This is a genomic window from Vibrio sp. 1F253 (assembly GCF_041439295.1).
Classification (GTDB): Bacteria; Pseudomonadota; Gammaproteobacteria; order Enterobacterales; family Vibrionaceae; genus Vibrio; species Vibrio tasmaniensis_A.
In genome coordinates this window covers 159,207-175,335 of record NZ_JBGONU010000001.1, presented here as the reverse complement: position 1 = coordinate 175,335, position 16,129 = coordinate 159,207, and the positions used below count along the sequence as shown (strand labels likewise).

Sequence of the window (16,129 nt, the reverse complement as noted above, 5' to 3'; positions counted from 1 at the left end):
ACTGCCTTCGATGGTTCGAATCCGTCTCCCTCCACCATATTCTTCTTACCTCTTTTAAGAGTTAAGAGAACAACCTGATTGATGGGCTTATGGGAAAACATCAATTTAGGCTTACTTTGTGAAAAGTAAGACACACCCTGGAGGGGTTCCCGAGTGGCCAAAGGGAGCAGACTGTAAATCTGCCGGCACTGCCTTCGATGGTTCGAATCCGTCTCCCTCCACCATATTCTTCTTACCTCTTTCGAGAGTTAAGAAAACAACCTGATTGATGGGCTTATGGGAAAACATCAATTTAGGCTTACTTTGTGAAAAGTAAGACACACCCTGGAGGGGTTCCCGAGTGGCCAAAGGGAGCAGACTGTAAATCTGCCGGCACCGCCTTCGATGGTTCGAATCCGTCTCCCTCCACCATATTCTCCTTAATTGGAAAATCGAAAAGCCAACTCATTGAGTTGGCTTTTTTCGTTTCTGAGCTCTGTATCCTTCTAAACTTATCTTTCTAAACACGGTCCTCAACTTACTAAACACCAACCCAATACTGCAAAAAAGACTAAGCGAACTAGCTTATTCAAACATCAGTGATCCCACACTTCAACATGACGCTCACAAACCAGATAAGCAACGCAGCCTAAGCAATTGGTCGATACATGTTCTTTGTCGGTTCACCACGTGTTAGTCATATTGGCATTGCTCCGTGAATCTAAAACTCTTCTCCCCTCCCCCCCCCCAAAAAAAAAGCTCAAAGCCAATTTCCCTGCTGCGACTTACAGATACCTATCATTAGACATAAAAAAGCCCCTGATGATTTCTCAGCAGGGGCTTTCAATTATTTGCCGTTTTTCCGAATAACTACATCATATTGATGTTTAGTTAAATCCTGAAATTAACCTTGAATACCAACAATTAACCAAGGTGCATTTTGAGTTGTTAGGTCACGCTCTAAGTGCCAGATATCAGTGATATCTTCTTCAATGCCGTCTGCGGTGTCACGGTAGCGACCGCTAAACTGAAGGCTTAGCTGTGCTTTACTACCATCGTGGTCTGCGCGAACGATTTCAGCATCAACGTACATTACGTCTGTGTGCTGATCACCGTCTAGCTTGTTACGCTCAGCTTTTAGGTCTTCAAATAGGCTTGGAGATACGTATTCTTCAATCGTGTTTAGCTCGTTGTGATTCCATGCACCTTGCAGTGTACGGTAGTGCTCACGAGAACCGTTGATGAATGCCGCTTGATCAAAACCTGGTGGGTAGTTATGTGGAACATCGCTTTGTGCACCAAAACCGAAACCACCAGCGCTATTTTGCGAATGGGGTTGTGATTGAGGCTGTGCTTGCTCGAAGTTATGAACATTTGGTTGTTGCTTAGGTTGTTCAAACTTGTTCTGACCCATGCCGCCGAATGCTGGCTGTTGGCCACGTGCATTCTGCTGATTCATTGAGCCCTGCTTCGCGCCCAACATTCCGCGTAGGAATTTAAATGCTAGGAAAGCAATCAGACCCATGATCAAAATATCCATGAACTGGATACCTTCAAATGCGCCACCAAAGAATGCAGCTAAAAGACCACCAGCAAGTAAACCACCTAGCAGACCGCCCATAAGGCCTTTCTTGCTAGAGTTAGCTGCTGCTGTTTTCTTGCCCGTTTGATCTTGTCGGATCGAATTTGTGTTTTGTTGTTTTGGTGCTGGAGCCGTTTTAAAGCTTTTGCCAAATGACTTACCACCACCAAACTTTTTCGCTTCCGCGATTGGCGTCACCGCGACTGTTACCAACAGGATCGCGACTAGTGAGAAAAATCGTTTCATTATTATCCTTTATAGGTTTTTTTATCTTTCGACACCTTAATCATACTCGTTAACAAAGAACAATGAAATATTCACGACGTTTACACATGTATCATAATATTGCGGCTATTAATTGATTACTAAACTAGCGAAGGGATTGACGGCACTCTGGGGCAGCATTAAAATATTGAACGATGTTCATTTAATAGAAAGTACTCATGGCAAGACGAAACGATCATACTCGCGAACAATTAGTGCAATTAACCTTAAAGACGGTAACCGACTTCTTAGAAGAGCACTCTTATCACGAGCTAAGTCTACGTAAAATTGCCAATATGATTGGCTATGTCCCTAGCACCTTGGTGAATGTATTTGGTAACTACAACCTACTCCTTTTACACGTTGTTGCTCAAACATTAGATGAACTGTCGTCCCAATCTGCTTCTGCTGTTGAACAATCGAGCAACCCTCAACAGGCTCTTTTTAATCTTGCATACTGCTATCACGATTTTGCACAAAAACACCCTCACCGTTGGCAGCTTATCTTTGAGCACAACATGAATGGTGAAAACCTTCCTGAATGGCAATCGAACCGTATTGATAGAATGACAGGTATGTTAGAGCAATTGCTGGTAGCTATTGCGCCTGAACACACAGAAAGCGAAGTCATTAAAGCCAGCCGTGTATTATGGTCTGGCGTACATGGAATTACTCTACTTAGCGTTGATGATAAATTTTTCGCCTCTGAACCTATCGATGGTAAAGAGTTGATCAATAACCTAATCTCAAACTACTTAACCAACTGGTAATCATCCAAGGAAAGACAATGAACAACAGCAGCCAATCTTCGCTGTTAACGCAAAAAAGGTTCCTACCCTACTTTATTACTCAATTTCTAGGCGCCTTTAATGACAACATATTCAAAAATGTTCTGTTACTGTTTGTTGCTTTCGCAAGCGTAGATACGCTGCCTATTTCCAGCAATCTATTCATTAATTTGGCCGCTGGTCTTTTTATTCTGCCCTTCTTCCTGTTTTCTGCTTTGGCTGGTGTACTGGCTGACAAATACGAAAAATCTTGGTTTATACGTAAAGTTAAGCTCCTTGAAGTGGCGATCATGTCATTGGGCGCGATCGGGTTTATCTACGAAAGCTACGGGATACTACTCCTACTTCTGTTCCTAATGGGAACGCAAAGTGCCTTCTTTGGCCCGGTGAAATACGCACTGCTTCCACAACAATTGGAAACCAAAGAGCTGGTATCCGGCAACGCTTTAGTCGAAACCGGCACATTCTTAGCCATCCTTATTGGTACTCTAGGTGCCGGTATTATTGCATCTGAAGAAAGCGCGAAGCTCATTGCCGCGGTATGTATTGTTTCTTTCGCCGTGCTTGGCTATGTATCAAGCTGCTTTATTCCACAAGCGCCAAGTAACGCACCAGATCTGAAAGTAAAGTGGCAGCCAGTAAAGCTAACCCGCGCGACACTGGCGATTGCAAAAAAAGATCGCCCAACGTATCAAGCACTGATGTCTATCAGCTGGTTCTGGTTCCTTGGCGCTGCTTACCTAACTCAGTTTCCAAACTTCACAAAGCTCCACTTGAACGGCACTGAAAGCTCGGTTGCCTTTTTGTTAGCTCTTTTCTCGGTCGGTATTGCGATAGGTTCTTTGGCTTGTGATAAGTTGTCAAATCACAGAATTGAAATCGGCATCGTACCAATGGGTAGCCTAGGTATGTCGATTTTTGGGCTATTGATGGCGATATCCATTCCTGAGTCCTTGCCTGAATTTACCTCTTTCCATCAATTCGTGACGTATTCAGAGCTGTGGCCGCTGTTTGCTTATCTTCTGCTATTGGGTATCTCTGGCGGTATCTTCATTGTTCCTCTGTATTCTCTGATGCAGTTACGAGCGAAACCAGATGAACGCGCTCAAGTGATTGCCGGGCTCAACATCTACAATTCACTATTCATGGTGGGAAGCGCCGTTTTAGGTATTGTTTGCCTGAGTGTTCTCGATCTTTCTATTCCACAACTATTTGTGTTGCTCGCGATAGGGAATACTTTGGTTATGCTGTACCTGTTTTATCAGGTGCCTATCTACGCTTTCCGTTTCTTTACATGGGTGGTCACTCACACCATGTACCGAGTTAAGCACAAGAACTTACACCATCTTCCAGAGAATGGCGGCGCACTGATCGTATGCAACCATGTGAGTTATATGGATGCACTGCTTCTGAGTGCGGTTTGCCCTCGCTTGATTCGGTTTGTGATGGAAGAGGATTACGCCAAGCTGCCTCTACTACGTCGATTCTTAAAAAGAGCAGGAGTTATTCCAATCTCCGCGACCAACCGAAACTCGATTAGAAACGCTTTCAAAGAAGTTGAACGTGCCCTAGATGAAGGGCACATCGTGTGTATTTTCCCTGAAGGCAAGCTAACCGCTGATGGCGAAGTAGCCGAATTCATGCGTGGCATGGAGCTGATTATCAAACGATCTCCTGTACCTGTGATTCCAATGGCACTTAAAGGGTTATGGGGCAGTTACTTCAGTCGTTATAAAGGTCAAGCTTTCAAGGGACTACCCACCCGTTTCAGGGCCAAGTTAGAGATAGAAGCTGCCGAACCTATGCTAGCCAAGGAAGCTTCATGCGACACGCTTCGACAGTCAGTCTCTGATCTTCGCGGCTCACTACGCTAAATAACCAAGCCTTTATTCATATCAGCTGAACAAACGTTTAGTTTTACTTAACGTTTGTTCAATTCATTTAGACTTACTTACCATTGCGTTAAGCGTATAGTCTTCCACTACGCTGCCAATACTAGACGCGACGAATTAAATATAATGAATCTAAAAAAGTCTGTTCCATTTTATCTTGCTGCTCTGTTTTGCTTAACCCCATGGGTGAGTTCACCGACGGCACTCGTGATCGGTTTCCTTCTTGCGAGCTTAGGTTTAGTCCCTGAGCATCTAGAAGTTGGCAAACTCACCAAGAAGCTACTGGCCTACTCGATTGTCGGCTTAGGCTTTGGCATTCAGTTTGAGAAAGCATTAGCGGTAACAGGCGATGGTATTGGCCTCATTGTCACGACGATTATTGGTACCTTGGTCATTGGTTGGTTCTTGGCAAAACGCATGGGATTAGATCGCACCACGGGTTACCTTATCTCTTCTGGTACCGCAATTTGTGGTGGTAGCGCCATTGCCGCCGTAGCACCGGCCATCAAAGCTGATGATGAACAGATTGGCTTGGCGTTAGCCACTGTATTTGTGTTGAACTCGGTCGCCCTTTTCTTGTTCCCAATGATTGGCCATGCACTAGAGTTAAGCCAACAAACTTTCGGAACATGGGCTGCCATCGCGATTCATGATACCTCCTCTGTAGTCGGCGCAGCATCAGCATATGGCGAAGAAGCACTGACCACAGCAACCACATTGAAGCTCGCTCGCGCACTTTGGATTATCCCAATCGCGTTAGTCAGCGCAATGATCTTCAAGAACGATCAAAAGAAGATTACGATTCCTTACTTCATTTTCTTCTATTGCGCTGCTATTGCTGTTAGTGACTTGCTGCCACAATTTGAGATGGTCTATCAAGGTATCTTTGATGTGTCTAAGCGTGCATTGGTGGTGTGTCTATTCTTGATTGGTTGCGGTATTTCAGTTGAGAAGCTTAAAGCTGCTGGGCCGAAGCCATTGATGTTTGGTATTACAATGTGGACGATGATTTCGACAGGCTCATTAGCGTGGTTAACGCTTACCTGATGCATCTAATACGTAAAGAAGCGCTGTAGATTGGTTAACTTGTTAAGCAGACAAACAGATTAGCGAATGACAAAATAAAAAGGCAAAGCTCAAATGGGCTTTGCCCCTATCGTTTTAGTGAAAATATCGTTTGTAGTAAAGATATTCTTTGTTACAACAATCACGAATCAAACAGGGGCTTATCACTCTTCTTGCTCTCTCTTTTCATTAAAACAAGTACCACAACCAGTACAAATGCAGTGAGTTCAGCCAATGAACGAGTCAGTCCTGACGAAACGAGCGCTTGGCCTATCTGCAGCAAAACCGCAATGATGAGGGCAACTTTCATAATAAGACCTTATTCTATAATCCGTTATTTATAGAGCTTATTATGATGGATGGTTATAAAGATAATAAATTCTGTTTTGAACTATCTAATTGCTAAATTAACTAACCTAGCGTAACTGCCCCTCTAGCCACTTAATAAACGTTCTTACCTTAGGTCGCTTTTCAGTGCCTAACGGACAGATCAATTCGTATCCTTTATCCGTATCCATACTTGGATAAGGCGTTATGAGCTCACCAGTCTCAATGTACGGCTTAACAAAATGATAGCGCCCCATTGCCACTCCGATATTATGCAGAGCACTCTGCACGCCCATGTCTCGGTGGCTCACACAATAAAACTGCTCAAACAGATTTACATCGAGTTGATTGTGCTTAATCCAACGCTGCCACACATCAGAGCCTAGTGCATGAATGAAATTAATCCGGTGTAACGACTCTAAACCATCATCAAAGATATCGTGTTCAGCGGCATAACTCGGCGTACATACCGGAATATACTTTTCACCAAACAGACGCTGTCGATGCATGTCTTTTAGATCTTCAGCACCATAGTAAATGGCGACATCGAGATGATTTTGATGAAAGTCTTGCTCTTCTTGAGAGAAAATATTGAGGTTGAACTTTGGGTATCGCTGTTTGAAATCAGCTAGCCTTGGTAGCAACCAACTGTTAGCAAAGGCAGGACTGGTACCGATATTGATCTGACCGTACAAGTCTGTGTTGGTAATGTCTTCGATCTCGCCAAAAATAGAGCTCAACGACTTGGATAACGTGCGTTGAAAGCGTTGCCCTTCTTCGGTCAGCTCCAGCTTACGAGTCCCGCGTACAAACAAATTAAACCCAAGTTCTCCTTCCAACACTTTGATTCGATGGCTAACGGCTCCCTGAGTCAGATGCAACTTTTTCGCGGCTAACGTAAAGCTCATCTTCTCGGCGGCGACATTAAATGTATGAAGATTTCTCAGTAAAGATTGATGATTAGCCATACGAACTCATGCATTAAAAATTTTAATTCATAGTACTACCCGTTTCGTTTGTTTGCATTAAGAAATAAGTTTCTAATAGCCGCAGTTACTTAAAACCCTGCCTCGATCAATATTTAACTCCATACGTTGACGAGCAGAAACATTAAAAAAATTAATTACAAACTTAGGGGCACGTATGAATATACTTGGGTATATGCAAAAAGTAGGTAAGGCATTGATGGTTCCCGTAGCCACACTGCCAGCTGCAGCAATCCTTATGGGGATCGGCTACTGGTTGGATCCTGTTGGTTGGGGTTCAGAGAGTATTCTGGCCGCATTTTTGATCAAATCAGGTGGTGCGATCATCGACAACATGGCGGTTCTGTTCGCGGTGGGTGTTGCCTTTGGTTTAAGCCGTGATAAGAATGGTTCTGCGGCACTGTCTGGTTTTGTGATGTTCCTAGTCGTGACCACGCTACTTGCTCCCGGCTCAGTTGCTCAATTGATGGATGTTGAGTTAAGTGAAGTACCAGCGGCATTCGGAAAAATCAGCAACCAATTTGTGGGTATCATTGTCGGTATTATTTCCGCTGAAATCTATAACCGCTACTCCACCGTTGAGCTTCCTCAAGCTTTAGCTTTCTTCAGCGGTAAGCGTTTGGTTCCTATCCTTACCTCAATCGCAGGTATGGCGCTCTCTTTTGCTCTGCTATACATCTGGCCTGCTGTTTACGATGCTCTGATCGTTCTAGGAATTAAACTAGAAAGCATGGGCGCAGTTGGTGCCGGTCTGTTTGGTTTCTTCAACCGTTTGTTCCTATCCGTTGGTATGCACCACGCCCTTTATCCTGTGTTCTGGTTCGACGTTGTGGGTATTAACGATATTCCAAACTTCCTCGGCGGTGCACAATCTATCGCTAACGGTACGGGTATTCCGGGTAAAACTGGCATGTACCAAGCAGGCTTCTTCCCTATCATGATGTTTGGTTTACCAGCAGCAGCATTGGCGATGTACCACTGCGCTGACGCGAAAAACAAGAACCAAGTATTCGCAATCATGCTTGCCGCAGCAATGGCTTCGTTCTTCACAGGCATCACTGAGCCTCTAGAGTTCAGCTTTATGTTTCTAGCACCTGTATTGTTCCTAGTGCACGCTGTGTTAACAGGTCTGTCGCTTTACATTGCAGCAAGCATGGAATGGATGGCAGGCTTCGGCTTCTCTGCAGGCTTTGTTGACTTAGTGCTATCAAGCCAAAACCCGTTAGCGACTAACTGGTACATGTTATTAGTTCAAGGTGTGGTGTTCTTCGCGCTTTACTACGGTATTTTCCGTTTCGCTATCATTAAGTTCAATCTCCGTACTCCGGGTCGTGGTGAAGAGATGGAAGCAGAAGGCGAGGCCGAATCTCCAGAAGCGTTAGTTAGTCTAACCAACAACTACATCGAAGCTATTGGTGGTGCAGACAACATTCTAGAAGTGGACAACTGTATTACTCGCTTACGCTTAACAGTAAAAGACTCGTCAGCAGCAGACAGTGACAAACTGAAAAAACTAGGTGCTGCAGGCGTTGTTCCTATCGGAAAGGGTGGCCTACAAGTCATTATAGGTTTAGGTAAGGTAGATAAGGTTGCTGAACAAATGAAGAAGGCACTCGCTTAAGCTAAACAGCCAGATGCAAAGATAAAACCCTTAATAACCAGATAAAATATTAAGAATTTGTGATGGCTTCACCACCATCACAACCCCCTGAAGCGCAATTACGACTAGTCACCGTGTATTGCGCTTCGTTTTATTGTTCTCAGTTCTATTTAGAACGTATCTGCTGTAACCACTGTGACAACCCTGCGCGTGAAACCTTAATACCCTGTTGTTCTAGCTCTGGCATGCGGTAGTACTCGATAGGAAATTTGAACCGCTCAAGACGGCCATTCAATTGCTCAGCAAACCACTCTTTGGTTGGCAGTTCAGCACAATCCACAATAGCAACAGGTCGAAACCCGAATTCATCATCTTCAATTGGAACGATAAACGCCTGCTTGATTAAAGATAACTGATTCAGTGCTCGTTCAATTTCTTCGCAATGAATGTTTTCTCCCCCAGAAATAAACTGATTATCAGCACGGCCAATAATCGACACTTGTTCGCCATCCCATTCGCCGAGGTCTTTACTGTCGAACCAACCGTTCTCATCCACCAACGGTGTTAACTCGCCCTGATAGTAATAACCAGAAGTAAGCGTATTGCCGCCAATAAAGATACGTTGATCTTCAATTTTTAGCTGGCGTTGGCCGAGAACAAAACCTGCAGTATTACTAGAATCGACTGGCTTCGCGGTCACTGTTGAAGCTGCTTCTGTCATACCGTATCCAAGCCAAGTTTCAATGCCCATTTGTTGAGCTTCAAGCCCTAGAGCTTCTGGGATATGGCTCCCGCCTAAAAGCACATGCGTTAAAGTAAGTGCTTGCTTACTCTTTAGTAGCCTATGTAGCTGAGTAGCCACTAAAGAGGCATGGCTGCAACCTTCAATGTCTGTTTCAAGTTGGCCTGACCCTATTTTGATGCAGCCACCAGCCGCCAACCAACGATGGACAATCGCCAATCCCGATACATGGTACATCGGTAGGCTAAGCAACCAAGTGTCAGCTTGTTCAAAGTTGAAAACGTCTAGTAAACCCTGAGCTGAACATAAGTGTTGCTGTAACGTGTGAGCCACCGCTTTCGGGTTTCCGGTAGAGCCAGAAGTGAATACGATGCTTGCAAGGTTTTGAGGATTGAAACTAGAAGATTCTGATGTTGCTATTGGTTTGTCATCAGCATCGACCTTAACTTCATTCAAGCGAGGTAACGTCACCAATACAGTCTTGAGGTCAACAGCATCAGAATGATCTAACCCACAGCTATCTAATAGCCAAAGGTAACGTCTGTCTAGCTGACCATAGAGCGATTCAAGCTTCTGCGTTAAACGAGCTTTCGGCTGAGGCATGGTAAACGCACAAACCACACCCAAATTGAGTGCGGCAAGATAAACTGGAATCACTTCAGCTTGGTTCTTACCAACAATGGTCAACACATCGCCTTCAGATAGGCCTTGATGAGATAGCTGTTGTTGGTACTCACTCACCAGCACAGACACTTGCAGCCAAGTATAAGCGCGGTGAGTAGTCACTAACGCTGTTTGATGTGGGTTTTGCTGCGCCCACTGTACCCAAAGCGGGTGATGATTAGATTGTGGGCGCATCATAAGATAACCAAGTTATAGATTGAGAACGATCTAAGCGAATCGAACGATCAGCCTAAGAAGACCAAATCAATTGTTGCTGTTCAAGCGTTGAAACTGGAAGCTGACAACCCGGCCAAGAGACTTCTAGCTGTTGCTGATACAAGCCAATCGTATCAAGCCCTGGAACTTCATTAGGCAAGTACTGTTGTGCCAATCGAGCAATCTGAGTTAAGCCAAGGCTAGACTCTATGCTTGAGCTTAGTACTGGTTTAATACCAAGCTGCTCCGCACGCTCAATGATTGCAACACAACGCTCTACTGAGCCAATCAAGGTTGGTTTAATCACTACCGCCTTAACACCCGTTAAGTCACTAAGATCAAACTCAGGGCTTCGCACCGCTTCTTGTAGTGTCTCATCCCATGCAATCGCCACACCGTGGTCGATGGCAAAGGCCAAGCTGTCTTCTGGTTTCTGACAAGGCTCTTCAATAAAGCTAATGCGCTGACGCAGTGACGGCGAAATGTATTTAATGAACTGCTTCGCTTTCTCTGGTTTCCACGCGCGGTTGGCGTCAAGTCTTAGGGTCAAATCAGGGATCGACTCAAGGAATAAGCTGACCAGCATACCATCACGAATCGCTTCGTAGAGACCGACTTTCACTTTGGCGACCTTCTCGCCTTTCATCTCATTTAACACAGGAATCAATTCATCTGGATCTCCTGTACACAAAGGCGCTGCTTGGTAGTTACCTTCAGCATTGAGTTCGCCTCGTAATTCCATCATCGCCATCGAAAAACCGAAGGCAACAGAAGGATATAACTCATCAAAAGGCGTTTGAGGGTTATTGTGGATCCAAAGCTCTAATTCGTGTTGCAGCTGAATGCCAGCTTGTTCAGCATCTTCTTGGCTAAAACCTGGCAAAGGCGCAACTTCGCCAAAACCAGTTTTACCATCACACTCAAGTTGGATGATATAGCCAACGCGTTCGTTCAACTTATTGTCACGAAGAATTACACCACTATCCATAGGTAATTGATAACGGTAGAGTTTAGAGTGACGCTGAGAATTCACTGAGTTCATAAAGTTTCCTAAAAAACGGGGAACATCAAAACAAAACGAGCCGCTATTAGCGACTCATTTTAAAGAAGAGAAAGACTATGGGTTACGCGGAAATTTGTCGAAATCAGGTCGACGTTTCTCGTTGAATGCGTTTCGGCCTTCTTGGCCTTCTTCTGTCATGTAGAACATCATGGTTGCGTTACCCGCCAACTCTTGAAGGCCTGCTTGGCCGTCACAGTCTGCGTTTAGTGCGGCTTTCAAGCAACGCAGTGCCATTGGGCTGTGTTGAAGAACTTCACGACACCAACGAACCGTTTCTTTTTCTAGGTCGGCAACAGGCACTACAGTGTTTACTAGCCCCATGTCCAATGCTTCTTGGGCATCGTAGAAACGACACAAGAACCAGATTTCACGCGCTTTCTTTTGACCAACGATACGAGCCATGTAAGAAGCACCCCAACCGCCATCGAATGAACCTACTTTAGGACCCGTCTGACCGAACTGAGCGTTTTCAGCTGCAATGGTCAAGTCTGCCATCATGTGAAGAACATGACCGCCACCGACTGCCCAGCCCGATACCGCTGCGATAACCGGTTTTGGACAAGTACGAATTTGACGTTGGAAATCAAGCACGTTCAGATGATGTGTACCTGAATCATCTTGATAACCGCCGTAGTCACCACGGATACTTTGGTCACCACCAGAACAGAACGCCTTCTCACCAAGACCCGTCAAAATGATTACGCCAACCTTCTCGTCATAACGAGCATCAGCCAATGCATTGATCATCTCTTTTACGGTTTGTGGACGGAACGCATTGTGGACTTGAGGACGAGCAATCGTGATTTTCGCAATACCGTCGTCAGACTTGTGGTACTGAATATCTTCAAATTGACTGCTTTCATCGCGCCAGTTAACTGCTGCGTAAAGTTCTTCTTCTGTGATGCCTACTGTTTTAGCCATGGTGATTCCCATTGTTCTATTAGAGACCACGACTAACGAATAGTCGTGACGGTGTTGCTCTGCTTTTGATAGTGCTTGATACGAGAGAACCGCTCAGTCAGTTTAGCGGCGACTGGCGATACATTGGATGATCAGGTTGGAAAACAACTCTGGTTGCTCAAAATGAACATTATGACCAGCGTAATCAACCTGACTATATTCAAAGCCACTATTCTCAGCTAGCTCCATGAATTTACGATCTTTTTCACCACACACATAATGCAATTGATGCTCATGAGATTTCAATTTGGCACGTAAATCCGGTTGCTTAGCTAACGAAGTAGATAACAACATATTTGCTACGGATACTCCAAGGTTACCACTACGCTTTATGACCAAAGTTTGTCTTTGCTCATGATTTAGTGAAGAAAAGACGCTTTGTTGATACCAATCGTCTAAAACATCTTCAATCGACTGCTGCGCAAAACGGACAGCCCATTGCGTATCATGTACTAACCTTTGTGCTCGTTCTTCATCACACTCCAGACCAAAGTTGCCACCTTCAATAATGACTTTCTCAAGATTGAGTGTTTCGAAGCAAGGGCTTGTCACCCCATACATGGCAAGCCTGCCACCCATAGAGTAGCCAATCACCACGATAGGGTAATCCGCAGGAAGATCGTTGAGAGCAAGTTGAGAAGTGATGCACTGAACGATTTTCTTGCAGCAATGATCAAACCCTACCGGATCGATAAAGCGACTTTGTCCGTGTCCGGGTAAATCTATGCAAAGGAGAGGAAAATCCTCGAGGAATGGATGACATGCACTCCAATCATCCCCGCTTCCGAGTAAACCATGTAAGAAAACAAGTAAAGGTTTGTCAGAAGAATCTTGTACAGCTGGGTAATAATCGGAGTAAAGCATGTAAAGTCCTTAGGCTAATGCCTCGGTGAGCATTGAACTGAATTGTTTCAGCAAAGTAGACGCTTGTTCGGGAGGCGTCTTAACTTCCACGAGCAAGGTACCCTGACCCTGTTCGAAATGTTGTTCGATAATGGTTTGATAGCAATTCAAGGTTTCTGGCGCAGCGTATCCCAACTGGAATTGCGCAGCAGCGTGTTCAAAACTGAAACCATGAGGCATTTGATAAAGTGACTGTTTCTGTTGTTCTGGTACCGGCAATAAATCAAAGATCGCACCGCCATCATTGTTGGTCACAACAATAACCATCGGCGTTAAGTTATGAGTCAGCAGAGCCAGTGAGTTGAGGTCGTAAAGCAAAGAAGTATCGCCAATCAACATCAACAAAGGATTCTGGTTGGCTTTCACTACACCCGCAGCCGTCGCCACCAAGCCATCAATGCCCGATGCACCACGATTGCTGTAAACACGATTCGCCGATATTGACGACAGCATATCCACCAGCCTTACCATCAAGCTGTTTCCCACAAACAACTCTCTGTCTTTAAGTCTAGACGACAAGTCAACCGCAACACTCAACTCGGTCAGTTGGTCATTATTGGATATTTGTGCGAGTGCCAGTTGCTGAACGGTATTAGCCACCTCGATTAAAGGCGTCGCCCAACCCGAGTGTTTGCCCAACAACGTTGGCAGGTGTTGATCGGTTATCCATGATTCAATATTGGCAACAATATGGGTTTGAGGCAGATGATCTTGGTTGATACGGTGCGTCTCTGGTGACACAACAATGTATTGTGATGAGCTGAATGATGAAGCTTGCGACTTTATCCAATGATTAAGGCGCTTAGAAACAATGCGCTCACCGAACTGAAGAATGAAATCACACTGGTTGAGTTGCTCTTTAGCTACGTCACTCTGCATCCACAGGTCATAATGTTTCCAATCACTTGTAACACCTGATTGAGGATCGCAAAAAACTGGCCAGCCTAATGCGGTGGCAAACTGCTTGGCTTTTGTTGCTTGTTCAATATCTAGCGAACCGAGAATAACCACACCCTTACGCCCAAAATACTCACCTGGAGCGATGGGTTGCGTGTTCACTTGATTAGGTAAAAACGTTTGGCTGTAACAACCTGTACCCGACTTCCACCCAGAAACACTGGAGGTATATTCCGCATAAATTTTCGCGCTATTCGCAGAATATAAAGGCTCTGGGAACGGACAGTTGATATGAATCGCACCGCCAACATTGCGTTGTTTCGCTAGCGCGTTATCAACGGATGTCAGAAGCCAATTCAAAGAAATCTGTGTGGTTGGGCTTGGCAGGTTTAAAGCACTTTCTACATGGGAAGAAAAGATACCATGCTGCTGAATCGCTTGATTAGCACCACAGTCGACCAAGTCTATTGGTCGATCAGACGTCAGTAAGATCAGTTTCTCTCGTGTCAGCCCAGATTCAGCCGTCGCAGGAAGCAAATTCGCCACAGCAGTTCCCGATGTCACAATCACCGCAACCGGCTTGTTGCTAGCCTTTGCTAAGCCTAACGCTAAAAACCCAAGACCACGCTCATCAAAGTGCGTGTGTAAGGTTAACTTAGAGTTGGCTTCAGCTTCGAGAGTTAACGGCGTTGAGCGAGAGCCCGGCGCAACACAAACATGTTCAACGCCATTGCGTGCAAGCTCTTCAAGTAATGTGTGACACCAAACTCTGTTTAATACGGCTTGGTCATGATTCATGACGCCACACCTAATGGTGGGTGATCAGAAATGAGGCTAAGCAGAGTCGACATCTTCTTGTTCAGCTCTTGCCACTCATGTTCGGCAACCGATCCCGGTACGATCCCGGCACCCGCAAACAGCTGTACTTGATCGTTTACAATCAAAGCGCTGCGAATCGCGACGCAGAATTCCGCACGCTGATGGCTAATATAGCCCACAGACCCTGCATACCAGCCTCGAGCAAACGGTTCGTGTTCAAGAATGAAATCCATTGCTTCTTTGCGCGGTAAACCCGCTACCGCCGCAGTTGGTTGTAAGGCAGCAAGCAACTGCACACCATTAACGCCATTGTTGAGCTGAGCATGGATATTGCGCTTCAAATGCTGCACTTTACGCAAGCGCACTAGACGCGCATCCTTTTCAACATGGACCGTTTGAGAATGAGGAGTGAGACGCTCAATGATGTCGTCGACCACATACTGGTTCTCATTGAGGTTTTTACTGTCTTGAGAAAGCCAATTGGCTAACTCCATATCTTCTGTCGCGTTTTCTCCGCGACCAATGGTTCCAGCAAGCGCTTCAGTATCAAGCTCAGTGCCATATCGACTGTACAAACGCTCTGGCGTTGAGCCGATAAAGCTGTGTTTGGAATCCAATACCAACATAAAGTGAAAGCTGTGATGGTTTTGCAGGTAGCTGGCCTTAAGCAACTGAGCCGCGCAGATTGGCGCATCGAGTTGCAATGTGGTTTTACGCGCTAAAACGACTTTTTTGTACTCTTCGTCGCTAATGCCTTTCAGCACTTTATCGACAAGGTTGCCCCACTGCTCTCGTTCTGGAACATGGTTAATCTGCTCAATGTGCGCCGACAAAGGGGCCAATATCGCCGCTTCGACAGAAAGCTTATTTAGAGCATTAATAGAAGCAACACGATCAGGGGATAAGTTGACGGCTAACGACCAAGTATTGTCAAAGCGGATCAGTTCAACCTGAGGAAGGAAGAAAAACGATTCCATGCAACGGCGGTTTTTTGCGGTGTGCCCGTCAAACGAGCGCCCCCCCCAGATTCGTTGGTCTTCACCAAGAATTGCGTACGCGGGAGCGGGCTCAGAAAAAGTATGTATTTGCCCGAGCGCAACGACCTCTTCACGAGTATCACGTGACTGCCAGTAGAACTTTGGAAAGAGCGGTTGAGCATGAAGCCATTCTATAAATGCAAACGATGGTTTTTGCGTTAGAACTTCAACACAACGAACTTCACTTGCTTGGGCATTTTGTACTCGCTCAATCAAAGCGGAGATAGTTTGCTGGAAATGTGACAAATCGACCTCGTTCACATCTAAATTATTATTATATTAGTTTGATACTTTATGGGCAGCACCCACTTAGATCAAGAATCTACTATATCTTTTGAACATTCGT

13 protein-coding genes and 3 tRNA genes (1 of these 16 running past the window's edge) are annotated in these 16,129 nt (G+C 45.2%); 7 read left to right on the top strand and 9 right to left on the bottom strand.

Annotation, left to right across the window (positions count from 1 at the left end; genetic code table 11):
• The 3 genes from ACED28_RS00805 to ACED28_RS00795 form a co-directional block, all read left to right on the top strand.
• Positions 1–37, top strand: a tRNA-Tyr gene (locus tag ACED28_RS00805); it begins 148 nt to the left of the window's first position.
• A gap of 102 nt (positions 38–139) precedes the next feature.
• Positions 140–224 (top strand) — tRNA-Tyr (locus ACED28_RS00800).
• Positions 225–326: 102 nt separating this feature from the next.
• Positions 327–411: transfer RNA gene (locus ACED28_RS00795), tRNA-Tyr, on the top strand.
• Between the two features lie 472 nt (positions 412–883).
• Here the strand turns inward: ACED28_RS00795 and ACED28_RS00790 are convergent.
• Positions 884–1,807: a Tim44 domain-containing protein gene (locus ACED28_RS00790; protein WP_009847262.1), complete on the bottom strand. Its 924-nt coding sequence runs from the start codon at positions 1,805–1,807 to the stop codon at positions 884–886.
• A gap of 197 nt (positions 1,808–2,004) precedes the next feature.
• Here ACED28_RS00790 and ACED28_RS00785 point away from each other — a divergent pair, with 197 nt between their 5' ends.
• From ACED28_RS00785 to ACED28_RS00775, 3 genes are all read left to right on the top strand, one after another.
• Positions 2,005–2,595 carry a TetR/AcrR family transcriptional regulator gene (locus ACED28_RS00785; RefSeq protein ID WP_012604487.1) on the top strand — a complete coding sequence of 197 codons (591 nt, stop codon included), beginning with the start codon at positions 2,005–2,007 and terminating at the stop codon, positions 2,593–2,595.
• Between the two features lie 17 nt (positions 2,596–2,612).
• A complete protein-coding gene (locus ACED28_RS00780; protein WP_371709070.1) occupies positions 2,613–4,487 on the top strand; it encodes an MFS transporter in 1,875 nt (624 codons plus the stop codon).
• Positions 4,488–4,631: 144 nt separating this feature from the next.
• Positions 4,632–5,552 (top strand): YeiH family protein, encoded by a 921-nt coding sequence (locus ACED28_RS00775; protein ID WP_029224038.1) that lies wholly within the window; start codon positions 4,632–4,634, stop codon positions 5,550–5,552.
• Positions 5,553–5,712: 160 nt separating this feature from the next.
• Here ACED28_RS00775 and ACED28_RS00770 read toward each other — a convergent pair whose 3' ends face one another.
• Positions 5,713–5,880 (bottom strand): hypothetical protein, encoded by a 168-nt coding sequence (locus ACED28_RS00770; RefSeq protein WP_017100591.1) that lies wholly within the window; start codon positions 5,878–5,880, stop codon positions 5,713–5,715.
• 106 nt (positions 5,881–5,986) lie between these two features.
• Positions 5,987–6,865 carry a LysR substrate-binding domain-containing protein gene (locus ACED28_RS00765; RefSeq protein ID WP_017098789.1) on the bottom strand — a complete coding sequence of 293 codons (879 nt, stop codon included), beginning with the start codon at positions 6,863–6,865 and terminating at the stop codon, positions 5,987–5,989.
• 193 nt (positions 6,866–7,058) lie between these two features.
• On the opposite strand from ACED28_RS00765, the gene nagE reads away from it, so the two are divergent.
• Positions 7,059–8,504, top strand: a complete 1,446-nt coding sequence (gene nagE, locus ACED28_RS00760; protein WP_371709110.1) for an N-acetylglucosamine-specific PTS transporter subunit IIBC — start codon at positions 7,059–7,061, stop codon at positions 8,502–8,504.
• A 145-nt stretch (positions 8,505–8,649) separates the two neighbouring features.
• Here nagE and menE read toward each other — a convergent pair whose 3' ends face one another.
• The 6 genes from menE to ACED28_RS00730 form a co-directional block, all read right to left on the bottom strand.
• Positions 8,650–10,086, bottom strand: a complete 1,437-nt coding sequence (menE, locus tag ACED28_RS00755; protein WP_371709069.1) for an o-succinylbenzoate--CoA ligase — start codon at positions 10,084–10,086, stop codon at positions 8,650–8,652.
• A gap of 52 nt (positions 10,087–10,138) precedes the next feature.
• Complete coding sequence (gene menC, locus ACED28_RS00750; RefSeq protein WP_371709068.1) at positions 10,139–11,146, bottom strand: o-succinylbenzoate synthase; 1,008 nt, start codon at positions 11,144–11,146, stop codon at positions 10,139–10,141.
• A 75-nt stretch (positions 11,147–11,221) separates the two neighbouring features.
• Complete coding sequence (gene menB / locus ACED28_RS00745) at positions 11,222–12,088, bottom strand: 1,4-dihydroxy-2-naphthoyl-CoA synthase (protein ID WP_010439547.1); 867 nt, start codon at positions 12,086–12,088, stop codon at positions 11,222–11,224.
• Between the two features lie 102 nt (positions 12,089–12,190).
• A complete protein-coding gene (menH, locus tag ACED28_RS00740) occupies positions 12,191–12,991 on the bottom strand; it encodes a 2-succinyl-6-hydroxy-2,4-cyclohexadiene-1-carboxylate synthase (protein ID WP_371709067.1) in 801 nt (266 codons plus the stop codon).
• A 9-nt stretch (positions 12,992–13,000) separates the two neighbouring features.
• Entirely contained in the window at positions 13,001–14,725 is a 1,725-nt protein-coding gene (menD, locus tag ACED28_RS00735) for a 2-succinyl-5-enolpyruvyl-6-hydroxy-3-cyclohexene-1-carboxylic-acid synthase (RefSeq protein WP_371709066.1), read from the bottom strand.
• The gene (locus ACED28_RS00730) at positions 14,722–16,029 is read right to left on the bottom strand and encodes an isochorismate synthase MenF (protein ID WP_371709065.1); all 1,308 of its coding nucleotides are present in this window, start codon (positions 16,027–16,029) and stop codon (positions 14,722–14,724) included. Before ACED28_RS00730 ends, menD begins: the two co-directional genes overlap by 4 nt.
• Positions 16,030–16,129: the final 100 nt, after the last annotated feature.

Bases quoted from the DNA above. Each gene is read 5' to 3' on its own strand.
- menC (WP_371709068.1), bottom strand. From the start codon at position 11,146: ATGAACTCAGTGAATTCTCAGCGTCACTCTAAACTCTACCGTTATCAA.
- menH (WP_371709067.1), bottom strand. From the start codon at position 12,991: ATGCTTTACTCCGATTATTACCCAGCTGTACAAGATTCTTCTGACAAA.
- ACED28_RS00785 (WP_012604487.1), top strand. From the start codon at position 2,005: ATGGCAAGACGAAACGATCATACTCGCGAACAATTAGTGCAATTAACC.
- menD (WP_371709066.1), bottom strand. From the start codon at position 14,725: ATGAATCATGACCAAGCCGTATTAAACAGAGTTTGGTGTCACACATTA.
- ACED28_RS00765 (WP_017098789.1), bottom strand. From the start codon at position 6,865: ATGGCTAATCATCAATCTTTACTGAGAAATCTTCATACATTTAATGTC.
- ACED28_RS00775 (WP_029224038.1), top strand. From the start codon at position 4,632: ATGAATCTAAAAAAGTCTGTTCCATTTTATCTTGCTGCTCTGTTTTGC.
- nagE (WP_371709110.1), top strand. From the start codon at position 7,059: ATGCAAAAAGTAGGTAAGGCATTGATGGTTCCCGTAGCCACACTGCCA.
- ACED28_RS00780 (WP_371709070.1), top strand. From the start codon at position 2,613: ATGAACAACAGCAGCCAATCTTCGCTGTTAACGCAAAAAAGGTTCCTA.
- ACED28_RS00770 (WP_017100591.1), bottom strand. From the start codon at position 5,880: ATGAAAGTTGCCCTCATCATTGCGGTTTTGCTGCAGATAGGCCAAGCG.
- ACED28_RS00790 (WP_009847262.1), bottom strand. From the start codon at position 1,807: ATGAAACGATTTTTCTCACTAGTCGCGATCCTGTTGGTAACAGTCGCG.
- menE (WP_371709069.1), bottom strand. From the start codon at position 10,086: ATGATGCGCCCACAATCTAATCATCACCCGCTTTGGGTACAGTGGGCG.
- menB (WP_010439547.1), bottom strand. From the start codon at position 12,088: ATGGCTAAAACAGTAGGCATCACAGAAGAAGAACTTTACGCAGCAGTT.